At 71.5% G+C, this 17190-nt stretch carries 16 protein-coding genes; 5 read left to right on the forward strand and 11 right to left on the reverse strand.

From position 1 onward, the window contains the following. Positions 1-47: 47 nt before the first annotated feature. Both ABD324_RS01085 and ABD324_RS01090 read right to left on the reverse strand, forming a co-directional pair. Complete coding sequence (locus ABD324_RS01085) at positions 48-1184, reverse strand: aromatic ring-hydroxylating oxygenase subunit alpha (protein ID WP_344411590.1); 1137 nt, start codon at positions 1182-1184, stop codon at positions 48-50. 113 nt (positions 1185-1297) lie between these two features. Beyond that, positions 1298-1963 (reverse strand): TetR/AcrR family transcriptional regulator, encoded by a 666-nt coding sequence (locus tag ABD324_RS01090; RefSeq protein ID WP_344411591.1) that lies wholly within the window; start codon positions 1961-1963, stop codon positions 1298-1300. A 176-nt stretch (positions 1964-2139) separates the two neighbouring features. On the opposite strand from ABD324_RS01090, the gene ABD324_RS01095 reads away from it, so the two are divergent. Then, the gene (locus tag ABD324_RS01095) at positions 2140-2952 is read left to right on the forward strand and encodes an enoyl-CoA hydratase/isomerase family protein (protein ID WP_344411592.1); all 813 of its coding nucleotides are present in this window, start codon (positions 2140-2142) and stop codon (positions 2950-2952) included. 27 nt (positions 2953-2979) lie between these two features. Then, positions 2980-3756 carry an enoyl-CoA hydratase/isomerase family protein gene (locus ABD324_RS01100; RefSeq protein ID WP_344411593.1) on the forward strand — a complete coding sequence of 259 codons (777 nt, stop codon included), beginning with the start codon at positions 2980-2982 and terminating at the stop codon, positions 3754-3756. Positions 3757-3817: 61 nt separating this feature from the next. On the opposite strand, the gene ABD324_RS01105 is transcribed toward ABD324_RS01100, so the two are convergent. Genes ABD324_RS01105 through ABD324_RS01115 form a run of 3 tightly spaced genes read right to left on the reverse strand, consistent with a single transcriptional unit; the run spans position 3818 to position 6520 of the window. Further along, positions 3818-4864 (reverse strand): aldo/keto reductase, encoded by a 1047-nt coding sequence (locus ABD324_RS01105; RefSeq protein ID WP_344411594.1) that lies wholly within the window; start codon positions 4862-4864, stop codon positions 3818-3820. A gap of 47 nt (positions 4865-4911) precedes the next feature. After that, entirely contained in the window at positions 4912-6114 is a 1203-nt protein-coding gene (locus ABD324_RS01110; RefSeq protein WP_344411595.1) for a thiolase family protein, read from the reverse strand. Next, positions 6107-6520: an OB-fold domain-containing protein gene (locus ABD324_RS01115; RefSeq protein ID WP_344411596.1), complete on the reverse strand. Its 414-nt coding sequence runs from the start codon at positions 6518-6520 to the stop codon at positions 6107-6109. Before ABD324_RS01115 ends, ABD324_RS01110 begins: the two co-directional genes overlap by 8 nt. 111 nt (positions 6521-6631) lie before the next feature. On the opposite strand from ABD324_RS01115, the gene ABD324_RS01120 reads away from it, so the two are divergent. After that, positions 6632-7777, forward strand: coding sequence for a thiolase family protein (locus ABD324_RS01120; protein ID WP_344411597.1), 1146 nt, complete (start codon positions 6632-6634; stop codon positions 7775-7777). A 3-nt stretch (positions 7778-7780) separates the two neighbouring features. Here ABD324_RS01120 and ABD324_RS01125 read toward each other — a convergent pair whose 3' ends face one another. Both ABD324_RS01125 and ABD324_RS01130 read right to left on the reverse strand, forming a co-directional pair. Beyond that, entirely contained in the window at positions 7781-8539 is a 759-nt protein-coding gene (locus ABD324_RS01125; RefSeq protein ID WP_344411598.1) for a helix-turn-helix domain-containing protein, read from the reverse strand. A 185-nt stretch (positions 8540-8724) separates the two neighbouring features. After that, complete coding sequence (locus ABD324_RS01130; RefSeq protein WP_344411599.1) at positions 8725-9504, reverse strand: IclR family transcriptional regulator; 780 nt, start codon at positions 9502-9504, stop codon at positions 8725-8727. A gap of 210 nt (positions 9505-9714) precedes the next feature. Between ABD324_RS01130 and ABD324_RS01135 the strand changes: the two genes are divergently transcribed. Further along, positions 9715-11112 carry a M24 family metallopeptidase gene (locus ABD324_RS01135; RefSeq protein WP_344411600.1) on the forward strand — a complete coding sequence of 466 codons (1398 nt, stop codon included), beginning with the start codon at positions 9715-9717 and terminating at the stop codon, positions 11110-11112. Positions 11113-11183: 71 nt separating this feature from the next. On the opposite strand, the gene ABD324_RS01140 is transcribed toward ABD324_RS01135, so the two are convergent. The 4 genes from ABD324_RS01140 to ABD324_RS01155 all read right to left on the reverse strand — a co-directional run bounded on the left by ABD324_RS01140 (position 11184) and on the right by ABD324_RS01155 (position 15857). Next, a complete protein-coding gene (locus ABD324_RS01140) occupies positions 11184-12428 on the reverse strand; it encodes a flavin-dependent oxidoreductase (RefSeq protein ID WP_344411601.1) in 1245 nt (414 codons plus the stop codon). Positions 12429-12461: 33 nt separating this feature from the next. Further along, positions 12462-13583: an LLM class flavin-dependent oxidoreductase gene (locus tag ABD324_RS01145; protein WP_344411602.1), complete on the reverse strand. Its 1122-nt coding sequence runs from the start codon at positions 13581-13583 to the stop codon at positions 12462-12464. A 47-nt stretch (positions 13584-13630) separates the two neighbouring features. Further along, positions 13631-14959, reverse strand: coding sequence for an MFS transporter (locus ABD324_RS01150; protein WP_344411603.1), 1329 nt, complete (start codon positions 14957-14959; stop codon positions 13631-13633). 178 nt (positions 14960-15137) lie between these two features. Then, complete coding sequence (locus ABD324_RS01155; protein ID WP_344411604.1) at positions 15138-15857, reverse strand: IclR family transcriptional regulator; 720 nt, start codon at positions 15855-15857, stop codon at positions 15138-15140. A gap of 188 nt (positions 15858-16045) precedes the next feature. Between ABD324_RS01155 and ABD324_RS01160 the strand changes: the two genes are divergently transcribed. Next, positions 16046-17173, forward strand: a complete 1128-nt coding sequence (locus tag ABD324_RS01160) for a cupin domain-containing protein (protein WP_344411605.1) — start codon at positions 16046-16048, stop codon at positions 17171-17173. The last annotated feature ends 17 nt before the right edge of the window (positions 17174-17190 follow it).

Here is a 17190-nt window from a genome sequence, read left to right on the forward strand (position 1 = left end):
GTGGTGGGACCCCGGTGCCTGTCGCGGGGAGCACGATCGTCAGGACGTCACAGGGACGCCTGCTCCTTGGCCGGGGTACCCAGCGCGGCCGCGCCGTTCGTGCCGTCGTGCCCCGCACCGTCGGTGCCGTTCGAGCTCGGCACGCGAGGCGCCGGCTGCTCGAGATGCGGGTAGAACTGCCAGGCCCACCGGCGCAGGCTGGCGAGCGGCAGCGCCTCCTCCGGGGCGAGGTTCGGGCGGCCGACCACCTTCATGTGCTCCCACGTGAAGTAGTCCTGCTCGTTGGTGTGCTTCTGGTGCTGGAAGAAGCGCACCAGGCGCCGCGGCGCCTCGGTCTCCTCGGGCGAGCTCTTCTTGCCGGTGATGCAGAAGAACTGGTCGGTGTGGGTCTCGTCGACCGGGGTGTTGCACATCAGCATCACCGCGGACATGAACTCCTTCGGCCACAGCGTGCCGCCCAGACCGAGGCCGTAGTTGCGGAAGCCGACCTTGACCTGCATCCCGCCGTCCGGGGTGAGCCAGGTCGACTCCTTGCCGGCACCGTAGGCGATCATCACGTCGGCGGACCACAGTGGACCGTCCACGGTGATGTTGTCGTACTCCGGCATCTCGCCGCCACCGTGGATGTACATCACGTGGGCGGGATCGGCACCGTTCTCCACGATCATCTGCGGATGGGCCACGATCCGGGACTGGTAGCGCCGATCCTCGGTGAAGGGGAAGTAGTCGTCCGTCCCCAGCCCCTCGTAGACCGGCGGCTCCCAGGTCGGCTCGCACCGGCCGACGTCGTGCCACAGGAGCACGATGCCGTTCCACTCGCGCAGGTGCCACGTGCGCAGCTTCAGGTTCGGCTTGCAGGTCTGCTTGCTGTACGGGATGAGGGTGTTGCGGCCCTCGCCGTTCCAGTGCCAGTGGTGCCACGGGCAGACGATCTCGTCTCCCGAGACCTCGCCGTTGACCGCCAGGTTGCCCCCGAGGTGGAGGCAGTACGGGTCGGAGGCGAACAGCTCACCGGAGTTGCCGCGCCACAGCACGATCTTCGTGCCGAAGTAGGAGACCTGCTTGATCCCGCCCGGCTTGATGTCGTCCGACCACGCCACCTGGAACCAACCGGTCGGGTACCGACTACCCGGGACCGACAAGGGAGTGACCGGGATCTCGGTGTCGACGGGGTCCGTCGTCATCTGCGCTCCTCGAAAGATCAGTGGACCGGACGAATACTAACTGGCCGGATAATCAGTTACAAGCCGCGAGAAGTATTCGCAGGTCAACACGGTCATGTGTCGGCGCGGCGCGCTTAGCGCTGGTGCGCGGTCACGCCCGGACGCAGCTGGAAGAGCGTGCCGTCGAGCAGCCGGCGGCTCCCGCGGGTCATCTGGTCGATCCGCTCCACGCTGAGGTCGGTCGACATCGTCGTGATGCCGAGCAGGAGCGCGGCCAGCGTCCCCCGCACCGCCGGCGCGGTGGCCTCGTCCACGACTCCCTCCGCCACGCCCCGACCGACCAGCCCCCTGATCAGCGCGGCGAGCCGGTTGTCCGCCACGATCTCGGCGAGCTCCGGCGTGCGGCGGGCGTCCTCCCGGATGGAGACGATGAACCTCGTGGACTCGGGATCCGCGCGGATCGAGGCCACGGTCGCGTCCAGCAGCGCCGCCACCTTCCCGGCGAACGAGTCGACGGCGTCGATCGCCTCGGTGAGGCGCAGGTACTCGGTGTCCGTCGTCGACCACCACAGGGCGAGGACCAGGTTCGTCTTGCGGCCGAAGTAGTGGTGCAGGGCCGCCGTGGTGACCCCGACCTCGTCGGCGATCATCCGGGTCGTCGTCCCCGCGTACCCGTGGGTGGCGAAGAGCCCTCGCGCGACACGCTGGATCTCCCGGCGCGTCTCCTCGCCGTCCGCGTCCGGGGGGCGGCCGGGCCCGCGCCTGCTCGGCTGCCCGGCGGGCCTCCTGCTGGTGGTCACCGTGGACCCTCCTCCCGCGGGGACAGCGATCCAGGTCCGGCCCACCATCCGCTCGTGGGCGGGAAGGCTACCAGCCGGCCGGTTCCCGCCGCGCCCACCGACACCACGGTGGCCGCCCCGCGGCACGGAACCAAGGTAATTGGACGTCCAGTTTGTTGTCGGGTTACGGTGTCCGCATGACGACCCCGGAGGACCTGACTCTGAGCACCATCGAGCTGGAGGTCCACGGTGCGGTCCTGCTGGCGACCCTGAACCGGCCCGCCGTCCTCAACGCGATCGACCAGGAGCTCCGGCGGGACCTGCACGACCTGGTGCGCAGCGTCCACGAGACGGACGACGTCCGGGTCCTCGTCGTCACGGGGGCGGGGCGGGGATTCTGCTCGGGCGGCGACGTGGGCGGCCTGACCGGGGCCGGGCCCGTCTCGGCCCAGAACGTCCTGCTCGACGAGTTCGCGAGCGCCGGGGACCGCGCGCTCGCGCTGGACCGGCTCGACAAGCCGGTGATCGCCGCGGTCAACGGGATCGCCGCCGGGTCGGGCATGAGCCTGGCGCTGAGCGCCGACCTGCGGGTCGGCGACGAGCGGACGCGGTTCCGGACCGCCTTCGTCGAGCGGGCGCTGAGCCCCGACGCGGGCATGACCTACACCCTGACCCGCGTCCTCGGCTACGCGCGCGCCGCGGACCTGATCCTCACGGCGCGCGAGATGCGGGCGGAGGAGGCCCACCGGGTGGGCCTGCTCGACCGGCTGGCCCCCGGGGACACGTGCGTCGCGGCGGCACTCGAGCTCGCGGCCGGGATCGCGGCCCTGCCGCCGCTCGCCGTCCGGGCCAGCAAGCAGGTGCTCAAGCGCAGCACGGACGCCCTGCTGGAGGACGCCCTGCGCCTGGAGACGGCCGCGATCGTGCGGGCCGACCGCGCGCAGAAGGACCGCCTCGAGGCGGTGGCCAGCTTCAGGGAGCGCCGGCCCGGCAGCTACCAGGGCAACTAGACAACCGCGAGCAGGAGTGGAGAAGCCGTGACAGAGCGGTTCGGAGATGTCGAGGTCACCGTGGGGGACGACCATGTCGCCGTCGTGGAGATCCAGCGCCCGCCCCACAACTTCTTCGACGTGGAGCTGATCAAGGACATCGCGGACGCCTACGAGGCGCTCGACGCGGACGACTCCTGCCGCGTCCTGGTCCTGTGCTCCCAGGGGAAGAACTTCTGCGCGGGGGCGAACTTCGCCGGCGGCTACACGCCGCCGACCGGCGGGTCCGACGCGCTCTACGGCGAGGCCGTGCGCCTGATGCGGTACTCCAAGCCCGTCGTGGCGGCGGTCCAGGGCGCGGCGATCGGCGGCGGACTGGGGCTGGCCTGCAGCGCGGACTTCCGGGTGGCGGCGCCGACCTCGCGCTTCACCTCCAACTTCGCCCAGCTCGGCTTCCACCACGGGTTCGGGCTCACCCTGACGTTGCCGCGCATCGTGGGCAACCAGACAGCGCTGGACCTCATGTACACGGGCCGGCGCATCGACGGGACCCGGGCCCGGGAGATCGGCCTGTGCGACATCCTCGTGGACAACGCCGAGGACCTGCGCCCCGCGGCGCGGACGTACGCGGCCGAGATCGCCTCGTCGGCGCCGCTCGCCGTGCAGTCGATCCGGCGCACGATGCGGGGCAGCCTCGCCGAGGCCTTCCGGGACGCGACGCTCCACGAGGGCGAGCAGCAGATCTGGCTGCGCAAGACCGACGACTTCCGCGAGGGGGTCGATGCCGGGAAGGAGCGGCGGACGCCGCGCTTCACCGGACGGTGACGGAGCGACGGGAAGGGGGACGGCGCCGGGCGCCGTCCCCCTTCCCGTCGTCGTCCGGGGCTCAGATCCGGATCTTCACGTCGGAGTCGGTCGGCTGGCCCTGCCGCACCCGCCGCTCCGCCATCGCCTGCCTGATCCACCCCGGGTAGATCGGGGGCGGGGTGGTGATCTTGTCCAGGCTCTCGATCTCCGCCGGCGTGAGAGCCAGGTCGACGGCACCGAGGTTGTCCGTGAGCTGCGTCAGGCTGCTGGCGCCGACCAGGATGCTGCTCACGACGTCCCGCGTCAGGATCCAGGCGAGCGACACCTGGGCGGGCGTGGCGCCGTGGTGCGCGGCGATCTCGCGGACGACGTCGAGGACGTCGTGCCCGTGCTCGAGATCGAACGGCGGGACGACGTCGTAGGACGCGAACCGGCCGGCCTGCTCGCCGATGTCGCCCCGGGTGTAGCGCCCCGCGAGGAAGCCCATCGCCAGCGGGCTCCAGGCCAGGACACCGATGCCGGCGTGCTCGCAGTACGGGATGAGCTCGTGCTCGAGGTCGCGACCGACCAGGGAGTAGTAGCTCTCCGACGCGCAGAACGTGTGCCAGCCGTTGCGCTCCTGGATGCCCCGCGCCTCGGCCGCCGCCCAGGCGGGCCAGCTGCTGAAGCCCAGGTACTGCACCTTGCCCTGGCGGACGATCGAGTCGAACGCCTCGAGGGTCTCCTCGAGCGGCGTCACCGGGTCGAAGTTGTGCGCCAGGTACACGTCGATGTGGTCGGTGCCGAGGCGGCGCAGGCTGGCGTCCACGGAGCGGTGGATGTGGCGCCGGGACAGGCGGCGCTCGGCCGGCGAGGCCGCCGTGTTGCCGGAGACCTTCGTGGCGATGACGACCTCGTCGCGGTGCGCGCGCAGCGCCTTCCCGAGGATCTCCTCGGACCTGCCGCCGGAGTAGGTCGCCGCCGTGTTGAAGAAGGTGATCCCGCGGTCGAGCGCCTCACCCACCAAGGCGGCCGCCCCCTGCTCGTCGAGGCGTTGCAGCGGGCCGCCGCCCTCGCCGAACGTCATGGCCCCCAGGGCGAGCCGGGACACGAACAGGCCGGTCCGGCCGAGCGGGACGTACTCCATCGATGCTCCTCGGATGGTGGTGCTGCTGGGTAGGCCGGGAGCCGCGCTCAGGCGGCGGCCCGCTCCAGGATGTGGACCCCGCACGCGGAGCCGAGCCCGATGACGTGCGCCAGGCCGACCCGGGCCCCCTCGATCTGGCGGTCGCCCGCCTCGCCGCGGAGGTGCTGGCAGATCTCGTAGACGTTCGCGATCCCGGTCGCCGAGACCGGGTGCCCCTTGCTCTCGAGGCCGCCCGAGACGTTGACCGGCATGCGCCCGTCCCGCCAGGTGGCGCCGGAGAGGAAGAAGTCGACGGCGCCGCCCTCCTCGCAGAGCTGCAGGTTGTCGTAGTGCACCAGCTCCGCCGTGGCGAAGCAGTCGTGCAGCTCGACGAGGTCGAGATCGTCCGGCCCCACGCCGGCCTGCTCGTAGGCGACGGTCGCGGCGTTGCGGCTCACCGTGTTGATGTCCGGCAGGACCTGGCAGCCGTCGGCGTACGGGTCCGTCAGCAGCACCGAGGCCGACACCTTGACCGCCCGGCGCTGCTGCGCGAGCGGGAGCTGCCGCAGCCGGCGGTCGGACACCAGGACCGCGGCCGCCGCCCCGTCGCAGTTGGCCGAGCACATCGAGCGCGTGTTGGGGTAGGCGATCATGACGTCGCCCATGATCTGGTCCACCGACATGCGCTTCGTGTAGGCGGCCAGCGGGTTGAGCGTCGAGTGCGCGTGGTTCTTCTCCGCGATCCGCGCGAACAGCTCGAACGTCACGCCGCCGTAGCGGTGCCCGTAGTCCATGCCGATCTGGGCGAACACACCCGGCATGGTCTCCGTGCCCACCCGCCCGTCCAGGTCGGCGATCGCCCCGACGCGCCCGGACGGGGTCCACGAACCGCCGGCCTCCGTCGCGTGGCCGCCGGTGAGCAGGCCGGCACCGGACAACTTCTCCGCGCCGACCGCGAGGCCCACCTCCGCCTCACCGGCCCGGATCGCCATGACCGCGGTGCGCAACGCGGTGGCGCCGGTGGCGCAGGCGTTGGCGACGTTGTACACGGGGACACCGGTCTGGCCGATCTGCTTCTGCAGGTCCTGGCCGAAGCAGCGGGGTCCGCCGAGCAGGTTGCCCGCACCGATCACCCCGACGTCGGCCATGGTCAGGCCGGAGTCCGCCAACGCGTCGCGGGTCGCGGCCGACGCCAGGTCGATCGTGTCCTTGTCCGGGTGCTTCCCGAACTTCGTCATGGAGATCCCGACGATCCAGACGTCCTCAGACATCGCGCTCTCCTGCGTCCGCGGGGACGAAGGCGAAGCCGACGCCCTCGGCGCCGGTCGGGTCCACCCCCAACGAGTAGGTGGTCAGCCGAACGGGAAGGCCCAGCCGGACGTTGTCGATCTCGGGCGCGGTCCCCCGCAGGTTGCCCTTCACCAGGGTGCCGCCGCAGTCGACCATCACCGCGACGAACGGCACCTCGAGCCCGGGCGGGGCGACGCTCACGATGCTGAAGGACACGACCACACCCTCCCGCGCCACCGGGGCGCGTTCGAAGGCGTCCCCCGTGCACCGCGCGCACGCGTTGCGACGGTCGAAGTACCGGGCGCCGCACCCCTGGCACTCGTGGACGACCAGGTGCGGCTCGCCCTCCCCCAGCCTGAGGTAGTCGACCAGGGGCACCTGTGCCACGTTCATAGGCGAGTTCTACCTAACTAGCCGGTTAATTACAAGGCGCCTTCGTGCCAGGCTGACCGTGACGTACTTTGTCACCAGTCGGCCAATTAGCACGGAGGATCACCCATGACGGACGCGGTCATCGTCGAGGCAGTCCGCACAGCGCACGGGAAGCGCAACGGCGCGTTGCGAGACGCCCACCCCGTGGACCTGGCGGCGGACGTGCTGAACGCCCTGATCCTCAGGGCGGGGATCTCCCCGTCGCTCGTCGACGACGTCGTCCTCGGATGCGTCACCCAGTACGCGGACCAGGGCGGCAACGTCGGGCGCTACGCGGTCCTCGCCGCCGGGTGGCCCGACGCCATCCCCGGCGTCACCGTGAACCGGGCCTGCGGATCGAGCCAGCAGGCGCTGGACCAGGCGGCGCACGCGGTCATGGCGGGCCAGGCCGAGGTCGTCGTCGCGGCCGGTGTGGAGTCGATGACCCGGGTGCCCATGGGCGCGACCCGGGCCGCCGGGTTCCCCTACGGCCCTCGCATGAGCGCCCGCTACGAGGGGTTCGGGTTCAACCAGGGCGTGAGCGCGGAGCTGATCGCCCAGCGCTGGGGCCTGTCCCGGCGCCGGCTCGACGAGTTCGCCGTGGAGTCCCAGGAGAAGGCGGCCGCGGCGCGCGCGAGCGGCGCCTTCGCCGACCAGATCGAGCCGGTCCACGTCGAGGGCGGGACCTTCGCCGTCGACGAGTGCCTCCGGGAGAGCTCCGTCGAGTCGCTCGCCCGGCTCAAGCCCTCGTTCAGCGAGGACGGGGTCCTCACCCCCGGCAACTCCTCCCAGATCTCCGACGGCGCCGCCGCGCTCCTGGTGATGTCGTCCGAGCGGGCCCGCGACCTCGGCCTGACCCCGCTGGTGCGCTACCACTCGGGCGCCGTCGCGGGCGCGGACCCGGTCCTCATGCTCACCGCGCCCATCCCGGCCACCGAACGGCTGCTGAAGCGGAGCGGGGTGGCCCTGTCCGACATCGGGGTGTTCGAGGTCAACGAGGCCTTCGCGCCGGTGCCGCTGGCCTGGACGGAGGAGATCGGCGCGGATCCCGCACTGGTGAACCCGCTCGGCGGCGCAATCGCCCTCGGACACCCGCTCGGGGCGTCCGGCGTGAGCCTGATGACCAAGATGATCCATCACATGCGCGACAACGACATCCGCTACGGCCTGCAGACGATGTGCGAGGGCGGCGGTACGGCGAACGCGACCCTCGTCGAGCTCGTCGACCGGTAGCCGCTACCTGCGGCCCCTCAGCTCGGAGTGGAGGCGCTGCGCGAGGGTGGAGAACTCCTCGAGGTCCGGACCGTCCAGGATCGACAGGTCCCGCGCGAAGAGCTCGTCGGTCGTCGCCTCCGCCGCCGCCCAGCGCCTCCCGCAGTCCTCCGGGTCGATCCCCGCCAGGTCGCTCTCCACCGACCACCCGAAGTCCGGGGCGATGCCGGGGTGACGGTGACACACCGCCTCGCCGGGAACCAGCCCGGCGGCCAGCACGCCGACGGCGTGCCGCGCCGCCCTCAGCTCGCGCAGCCCGTTGAGGTGGTGCACGGCGGCCTCCCGGCCGTCCCCGGGAACCGGCAGGCTGCGCCATCCCGCGAACACCGGGGCCGCCGCGCAGTGGGCACCCCGCACGACCCGTTCCGCGAGCTCGGCCAGCCGGTCCCAGGCGGGGTCCGCGGTCAGGTGGCGACGGGCCCAGACGTGCGCGGAGTCGGCGAAGACGCCGGCCGCGTCCGGTCGCGGCAGGACGGCGGCCCCGGCGTCCCAGGCCCGCCGGACGACGGCGGGGTGCATGAACACCATCCCGGCCGCGACCACGTCCGCGTCGACCTCGCCCAGCACTCCCCCGCGGCCGCACACCTGGAACGACAGGTGGACGGTGTACCCGAGCTCGGCCGCCCGGGAGTGGGTCTCCGCCGCCACCATGAACCGCGCCGGCACGGTCTGGATCGCCCGTGCGGTCTGCTCGGCGACGGCTGTCGGCGTCGGACCGCTCACGCCCGCACCTCACGGGCGGCCGGGTGGGTCCTGAACCACCGGCGCCACGCGGCGACGGCGACGTGTGCGGGCATCGGCTCTCCTCGGCAGGACGGTCCGACCAGCCTCGGTGAGGCCGTGCATCCGTCGATGTCGTCGGCTGACGTAACCTGCCGCCGTCATCCGACGTACGCACCGCCCGCCGGTCAGGCGATCCGACCCGGCTGCGCGTCGGCCGGTGCCAGCCGCAGTGCGAGCGTGGCCGCCAGCTCGTCCCGGGCGGCGAAGATGAGGCTCCGGCGCTCCGGGGTCCGGTAGAGCTCGGAGAGGCGTTCCGACGGCGTGCTGACGACCACCGCGACGGGTGGGGCGTAGGGCGTGGTGACCGGGACCGCGATCGCCGAGATGCCCCGGTTGATGCCTTCCAGGCACCGCGAGAACCCCCGCCGGCGCGTGCGGTCGCACTCCTCGAGCAGGTTGCGGTAGTCGCGGTCGGAGAGCAGGCATCCGCGCGCCTCGGCGGCCGCGCCCCGGTAGAGGGCCTCCACCCGCTCCTCGGGCAGCAGCGCGAGGAGCGCGCGCCCGGCGGCGCTGAGGTGGGCGGGCAGCACGTTCCCGGTCCGCTCGGGGACGTGGTCGGGATCCGACGGCTCGACGGAGTGCAGCACCCGGGTGTGCACGCCGACGCGGGTGGCCAGGCACACCGTCTCGCGGTACGCCTCGGCCAGGGCCTCGAGGGTCGGATGGGCGAGCGCGTCGATGTCGCGGGCCAGCTCCGACGAGATGACGGGGGCGCTCAGGGCGGGCCCCGCGCAGTAGCGCCGGTCGTCGTCCTGCACGGCGAAGCCGTGGAAGACCAGCATCGCCATGATCCGGTGCGCGGTCGAGTCGGCGACGCCGAGGACCTTCGCGACGTCCGAGACCCGCGCGGAACCGAAGTCGCGGAGGATGTGGATGGCGCGGAGCGCGTTGTCGATCGAGTTCACGGCGTACGTCGGCTTGTGGTACTCGAAGCTGCCCTGCGTGATGGCCCCGGCCTCCTCTCCGGAATGAGGTGTCGATCCTCCCCCATGGGTGGTCCGCCGACAAGGAGTGCGCGGGTCACGGCCCGGTTCCACCGAGCAGAAGTTCGGCGTGCGTGCGCCCCCCGATGGTCACGATGAGGCGTACGCCGTCGATTCGGAGGACGAGGACGCATGGCCACGACAGGCAACGACGACACGCCGGACCTCGAGTACGTCACCGGGATCCCGCCGAACCTCGGACCCGAGGTCCGAGCGCTGAACCTCCTCCCCCCGTTCCCACCGCACCCCGTCCCCCGGGGGGCGAGGCCGTCGAAGGTCCCCGGCGACCACCACCCGCACCTCAGCCGCGCGGAACGCGACCGGCGCTGGGACGCGCTGCGCAAGGACATGCTGATGGCCGGCATCGACGCGCTCGTGCTGCTCGGCAACGACATCTACTGGGACATGGGGATCGCGAACATCCGCTACCTCACGGGCTCCGGCGCGAAGATGGGGTCGAGCGCGCTGTTCTTCCTGGACCGGGACCCGGTGCTCTACAACGCGGTCGCCCACATGAGCCAGCCCTTCCACTTCCAGGAGGCGCTGCACGGCTGGGTGGACGACCTGCGCATCGGCCACGGGATCCCCGAGCTCGCGGCCGAGCTGAAGGACCGCGGGCTCGGCCGGGCCCGGCTGGGCCTGGTCGGCTTCTCCTCGACGATCCAGACGACCTCCACGATCCTCTCCGGGGACCGGGCGGCCCTGGACGCGCTCCTCCCCGACGCCACGCTGGTCGACTTCGGCTACGCGTTCCAGCGGCTGCGCGTGGTCAAGAGCGAGGAGGAGATCGGGATGCTCCGCTCCGCGGCGGTCGTCGCGGAGAAGACCCTCGACGCCCTCGTGTCCGCCGCGGGCGCCGGCGCCACGGAGGCGGAGGTCTACGCCGAGATGATCCGGACGCAGATCGCGAACGGCGGCGAGCCCAACGTCTTCAACCTGTTCGCCTCGGGTCCCGCCGAGCACCCGGACAGCGAGCTCTGGCACCTGCTGCACGGCTCCGACCAGCCCATGGTCCCGACGACCCGCCCGTTGAGCGAGGGCGACCTCATCGTCGCGGAGTGGCACACGAAGTGGGGCGGCTACCTCGTCCACACCGAGTACAGCTGCCACATCGGGTCCCGGGTCCCCGACCCGCTCTACCGGATCTTCGACGTCGCGCTCGAGTGCTTCGAGGCGAGCCGGGCCGCCCTGGTCCCGGGCAAGACCATCGACGAGGCCATCCGCGAGATCCGCAAGCCGGCGGAACGGGCCGGGATCAACTGGATCGAGCTCGGCTTCCACGCGATGGGCCTGGCCTCCCCCGAGTTCCCCACGGTCGTCTACGACACGGGGTACGGGTCCGACTCGCTCAACGGCGCGCGGATCGGCCACCTCGTGCTCGAGGAGGGGATGCACTTCGGCAACAACATCGACCTCCACGACCAGTCCTGGCGCTCCGACGTCGGGCTGATGTACGGCGGCAGCATGGTCGTCCGGCCGGGCGGGGCCGAGGTCCTGGTGACCCCGCCGAAGGAGCTCGGCGTGAGCTGAACCCCGGGGGGAACGGAAGAGGGACGCGGCCCGGGGGCTGCGTCCCTCTTCCGTTCTCGCCGGGGGCGGCCTCACTTGCGCGCGACGGACTCCTTGTCGTAGCCCGCGGCGCGCTGGTACCGGTGGCTGATCTCCTCGATCTCCTCCTGCGAGATCACGTCGTGGAGGTTCTCGAAGGGCTCGCCGTTCGTCCGCCGCTCCACGACCTCGATGATCGTGTCCGGCGGCGTCGTCCGGTTCGTCAGCACCAGGTTGTTCACGACCGGCAGCCGCTCGTCCTGGTACGCGACCAGCCCGTCCCGCGGGTCCGTCGCGGACTCGAGTGCCTTCGCGAGCGCCTCGGCGTCGAGGATGGCCTGGGCGCCACCGTTGCCGCCACGCGGGTACATCGGGTGCGCCGCGTCGCCGAGGAGCGTGATCCGGCCGAAGCTCCACCGGTCGACCGGGTCCCGGTCGACCATCGGGTAGGAGAGCACGTTCTCGCCGTCCCGCAGCAGCTCGCCGCAGTCGAGCCAGTCGAACTTCCAGTCCTCGAAGTAGTGCAGGAAGTCGTGGACGTCGCCCGCGGCGCTCCAGTCGACGGGCGCCTGCTCCTCGGTGTTGATCTCGGCGATCCAGTTGACGAGCTGGTTCCCCTCGGCATCGATGTCGTTGCGGATCGGGTACACGGCGAGCTTGCCCGTGAGGAAGAGCGCGCCGATGCGGGTCGCGCTGCCTCCACTGAGGAACGGCGGCATCCGCGTGACCCCGCGCCACATGTTGATGCCGTGGAAGACCGGGGCGCCCTCGTCCGGGTAGAAGGTCTTGCGCACCACGGAGTGCACCCCGTCGCAGCCGACCAGGATGTCGCCCTCGACCGGCCCGATCACCGCGCCGGCGGCGTCGGCGAAGGTCGCCGTGACCGTCGAGTCGTCCTGCGCGACGCTCACGAGCCGGTGGTCGGTGTGGACGTGGTCCTCGCCGAGGCGCTCGATCACAGCGTTGAGGAGCACCGTGTGCAGGTCACCCCGGTGGATCGAGAAGTGCCTGTACGCGTGCCCCGCATACAGTCCGGTCGGCTCGCGGTAGATGATCTGGCCGTTGTGCGTGGCGAAGACGAACTCCTGCGCCTCGACGGCCACCTCGCCGAGCACGTCCCCCAGCCCGAGCCCGGTGAGGACGCGGACGCAGTGCGGCATCAGGTTGATGCCGAGCCCCAGCGGCTTGAACACGGGCGCGGCCTCGTAGACGTGGACGTCCACGTCCGCGAAGCGCGCCCGGAGCGACAGGGCGAGCGTCAGCCCGCCGATGCCGCCACCGACAACCACTACCTTCATTCGCGAGGTCTCCCTGTCTCGTCGTCCCGCCGGCTACGCGTAGGCCTTGGTCCGCGCCGGGTCCTCGTGGCCCTCGGGCGCCACGGGCAGGCGGAGGCCGAGCCGCTCCATCCGTGGGAGCACCTCGTCGCGCAGGTGGGGGAACTCGTCGATGTAGTTGATGAGCCCGACGGCGACGCCCTGCAGGCCGCCGGCGCTCAGCCTGGCGTACATGTCGACGACGTCGTCGTAGCTGCCCACGACGGGCCACGTGCCGGAACCGCCGATGTTGCGGCGCTTCATCGCGTGGGCCTGCAGCTGGTCCGCCGAGGACGACTGGGCCGTCAGGCGCCCGGCGGCCATGTTGTCCGCGGCCTCCCAGTCGCCCATCTCGTCCACGATGTAGTGGTAGTAGTCCTCGGCCTCCGTGCGGGTCGGCCGGCAGACGAGGTGGCTGCTGGCGAAGACGCCGAACGGGCGGCCGGGGTTGACGCGCTTCACCTCGGCCACCTTCTCCCCCATGCTGTCGAGGTCGTTGATCACCATGAAGAGCGCGTCGGCGTTGCGGGCGGCGAAGGCGCTCCCGGCGGCGGAGATTCCCGCGCTCATCACGACCGGCCGGCCCACCGGATGCGGCTGGCCCTCCACACCCACCAGATCGAAGAACCGGCCCTTGTGGTCGAACAGCTCCGGCTCGGACCAGACCTTCGTGACGATGTCCAGCCACTCCTGCGCGTAGGCATACCGGTCGTCGTGCTCCTTCAGCGCCTGCCCGAACATCGAGAACTCGGCGGCGTTCCAGCCCGCCACGACGTTCAGCCCGAAGCGCCCGTGACCGACGTGGTCCGCCGTCGCCATCTGCTTGGCGGCGAAGACAGGGTGGATCAGCGCGCAGTGCGTCGTGGAGAACACGCGGATGTTCCTGGTCTGCGCGAGGATGCCGGTCGCCCAGGTGATGGGCTCGAAGTTGCTGTTCTGGCTGTTCGTCTCGCCGCCGTACCCTCGCCAGCGCCCGACGGGGAGCAGGAACTCGATGCCCGCCTCGTCCGCCAGCTGCGCCGCCCGGACGTTGTTGTCCCAGGTGTTCTGCCACCTCTCCGGCGCCTTCGTCATGGTCATGCCGTTGGAGCAGTTGAGGGCGAACAGCCCCAGCTGGAAGGTGTTCTGGCTCAGCATGTGGCTCCAGTCTCCTTGTCGATCGTCGCGCGGGAGCGCGAGGCGCCTCAGCGTGAGAGCGGGCGCGTGTGCAGGTCCTTCGGGATGAAGATGGTCGAGATGAGCGTGAGGAGGGCGACCGCGACCACCCAGTACGACGCGGAGAGGGGCTGGCCCGTCAGGCTGATCAGCCAGGTGCAGATGTACGGCCCGAAGCCGCCGAACAGCGTGACGCCCACAGCCAGGGTGACGGTGACCAGGAACCCGTGGTTGCGCCCGTGGTACATCTCGACGAACACGGCGATGCCCACACCGAGGATGGGCGCGGAGAAGAAGGCGAGCACGAACTCGAGCAGCAGGACGGCCCAGAACTCCTTCGTCGTCGTGATGAGCGCGAAGAGGGGCACGGTCAGGACGAGGTAGCCGATCGCGGAGAAGAGGATCACGGGCCGCCGGCCGACCCGGTCGGAGACGTACCCGCCGAGCGGGATGAGCGCCGCCGTCAGCCCGGCGCCGAGCGCCGTGGCCCACAACGAGCCGGAGGCGTTCACGCCGACGATCGCGAACGCGAAGGTGGGCATGTAGGTGAGCGTGATGAAGGTCGTCGTGGTCCACAGCGCGGTGAACGCGAGCAGGACGAAGAAGATGGCACCGTTGGGCATCCGCCGGACGGCCGCGGGGTCCTCCACGGTCTGGCCGGACTCGTGCGCGGCCCGGATCTCGCGGTAGACGGGCGACTCCTCGACCTCCCGGCGGAGGAAGAAGACCACCAGGGCCAGGACGGCACCGAGGAAGAACGGGATCCGCCAGGCCCAGGCGTTGACCGTCGCCGTGCCGAGGGTCGAGGTCAGCAGCGCGCCCAGCAGCGCACCCAGCAGGACGCCGGTCGTCGCCGCGGAGTTGAGGAAGCTGCCGAAGAACGCCCGCCGGCCCGGCCCCGCCCACTCGACGAGGAACATCCCGGCGGAGCCCTGCTCCCCGCCCGCGGAGAGCCCCTGGCACATGCGGCCGAGGACCACGATGATCGTCCCCAGGACGCCCGCGGTGGCGTAGCCCGGGGCGACCGCGATCAGGAGCGCTCCGCCCGCCATCAGCAGCATCGAGAAGAGCATGATCGACTTACGGCCCCTGCGGTCGACGAGCCGGCCGAAGATCAGGCCACCGACCGGTCGGGCGAGGAACCCGATGACGAAGACGACGAAGGTCGACAGGAGCGCGGCCAGCGAGTCCTGCTTGGGGAAGAACGTCGCGGCGATGGCGGGTGCGAAGAACCCGTACACCGTGAAGTCGTACCACTCGAAGACGTTGCCGACGGCGGTCAGCGCGAGCGTGCGTCGACGGGCAGCGGGCGGAGCCGAGGGGTCGGCGACACCGGCGTTGGTCGGAACTCTGGTCATTGAGAACTCCGTTGAACTCATTCGGCTTGCGCCGGAACCACGGATCTGGGCGCACGGGCAGCGGCTGGTAGTGCGAGCGGCCCGGCCAGCTCCACCTGGATTGCCGGGACGGTACTCACGTTCTGGCACGCCCCATTCGTAGTTCTGCTAGCAAGAACGTGGGGCCGTCCCGTCCGGCTCAGCCCGGTGCGGCGAGCGCCGACTCGATCAGCTGGGCGGTCTCCGTCAGGGCGTCGACGTACCCGGTGAGGCGGGCGGCCCGGTAGCGCGCCGTCGGCATCGCGATCGCGATGCCGACGACGGGTGGCTCCTCGAACACCCGCACGGCACGTCCGATCGCGGTGAGGCCCTCCTCGGTGAGGCCGTCGTTCACGGCGAAGCCCTGCTTGCGGATGCGGTGGAGGTCCCGCATCAGCCCGTCGATGTCGGGCCCGCCGGGATCGGGCGGGTCGCCCCCGCCGTAGGCGTCCACCACCCGGGCCTCCGGCCACGTCGCCAGGACGGCCCGGCCGGCGGAGGTGAGGTGCGCGGGCAGCTCGCGCCCCACCCGGTCACCGACGCGCAGCACCCGGTCGCACTCGACCGAGAGCACGAAGCGCGCCCGCCTGCCCTGCACCACCAGCAGGTGCACCGTCTCGCCGGAGCGGGTCATCAGGACCTGGAGCAGGGGCAGGGCCACCCGTCTCAGCTGCGACACCGGCTCGCCGAGCGCGCCGCGCAACATCGGGCCCGGGACGTAGCGGCGATCGTCGTCCTGCTCGGCGAATCCCCGGTAGACCAGCATCGCCAGCAGGCGATGAGCGGTGGACCGGGCCACGCCGAGGCGTGCTGCGGCGTCGGCGACGCCCATCGGGCCTTCCTGCGCCAGCGCGGTGGCGAGCACCAGCGCGTGGTTCACCGACTCGATGCTGTATCGCGGCTTGTTCTGCATAAAGGAATTCGTCCTCCCATCGGCTAGAACCCGTCTACCGTCCGAGCCGGCTTCGCAACAGCACGTTCTGCTAGCCAGAACCTCGGCGCCCCGCGGGTGGGACGTCCGTAGCGTCCGCGTCGCGACCGAACCCGTCGCCGGAAGGAACGCCCCGCATGACCTCCCTCTCCTCCCCGGTCTCCCTGCACGCCGACGTGGGCCCTGGACAGCCCGATCCCTCGCCGGAGCTCGACGCTCTCTACCGCGGGTTCGAGGAGGAGCTGCTCGTTCCGCTGTGGACGGAGATCGGCGACCTGATGCCGACGACGCCGCGGCCCACGGCACAGGCCCACGTGTGGCGGTGGGAGAGGCTGCTCCGGCTGGCCGAGCGGTCCGGCGACCTGGTCCCCGTGGGCAGGGGCGGTGAGCGCCGGGCGATCGCCCTGGCCAATCCCGGCCTGGGCGGCGCCCCCTTCGCCACGCCGACGCTGTGGGCGGCGATCCAGTACCTCAACCCGCGCGAGGACGCCCCGGTCCACCGGCACACCCAGAACGCCTTCCGGTTCGTCGTCGAGGGCGAGGGGGTGTGGACCGTGGTCGACGGCGACCCGGTCGCGATGCGACGCGGTGACTTCCTGCTGACGCCGGGATGGCAGTTCCACGGCCACCACAACCGGAGCGACCGGCCCATGGCCTGGCTGGACGGGCTCGACATCCCCTTCGTCCACCACATCGGATCGGCCTTCTTCGAGACGGGCCCCGACCAGGTCCCCGACCGTTCCGCACCGGACCGGTCCCGGGCCGAACGGCTGTGGGCCCATCCCGGCCTCAGGCCGGTCGCCTCCCCGGGGCCCTCCACGAGCTCGCCGATGGCCGCGTACCGCTGGGAGCACACGGACGCCGCCCTGGCCGACCAGCTCGCCCTCGAGCGGGAAGGGCATCCGGGGGTCGTGGAGCCCGGTCACGCGGCGGTCCGGTTCTCGAACCCCGCCACGGGCGGCGACGTCATGCCCACCCTGCGGGCGGAGATGCACCGGCTCGCCGCCGGAGCGCGCACCGCGGTGCGCCGCGAGGTCGGTTCGTCGGTCTGGCAGGTGTTCGACGGTGCCGGCCGGGTGCGCGTCGGGGACCGCGACTGGGGTGTCACCCGGGGCGACCTCGTGGTGGTCCCGTCCTGGGTGCCGCTGACGATCACCGCGGACACCGGCCTGGATCTCTTCCGCTTCTCCGACTCCCCGATCCTCGAGCGCCTGCACCTCGACCGCGTCCAGGTCGGCGCAGCTGCAGCGCCCGAACCCCGCTGACCCGGAAACGCCCTGGA

Origin of the sequence: Pseudonocardia ailaonensis (assembly GCF_039531635.1) — a bacterium.
GTDB lineage: Bacteria > Actinomycetota > Actinomycetes > Mycobacteriales > Pseudonocardiaceae > Pseudonocardia > Pseudonocardia ailaonensis.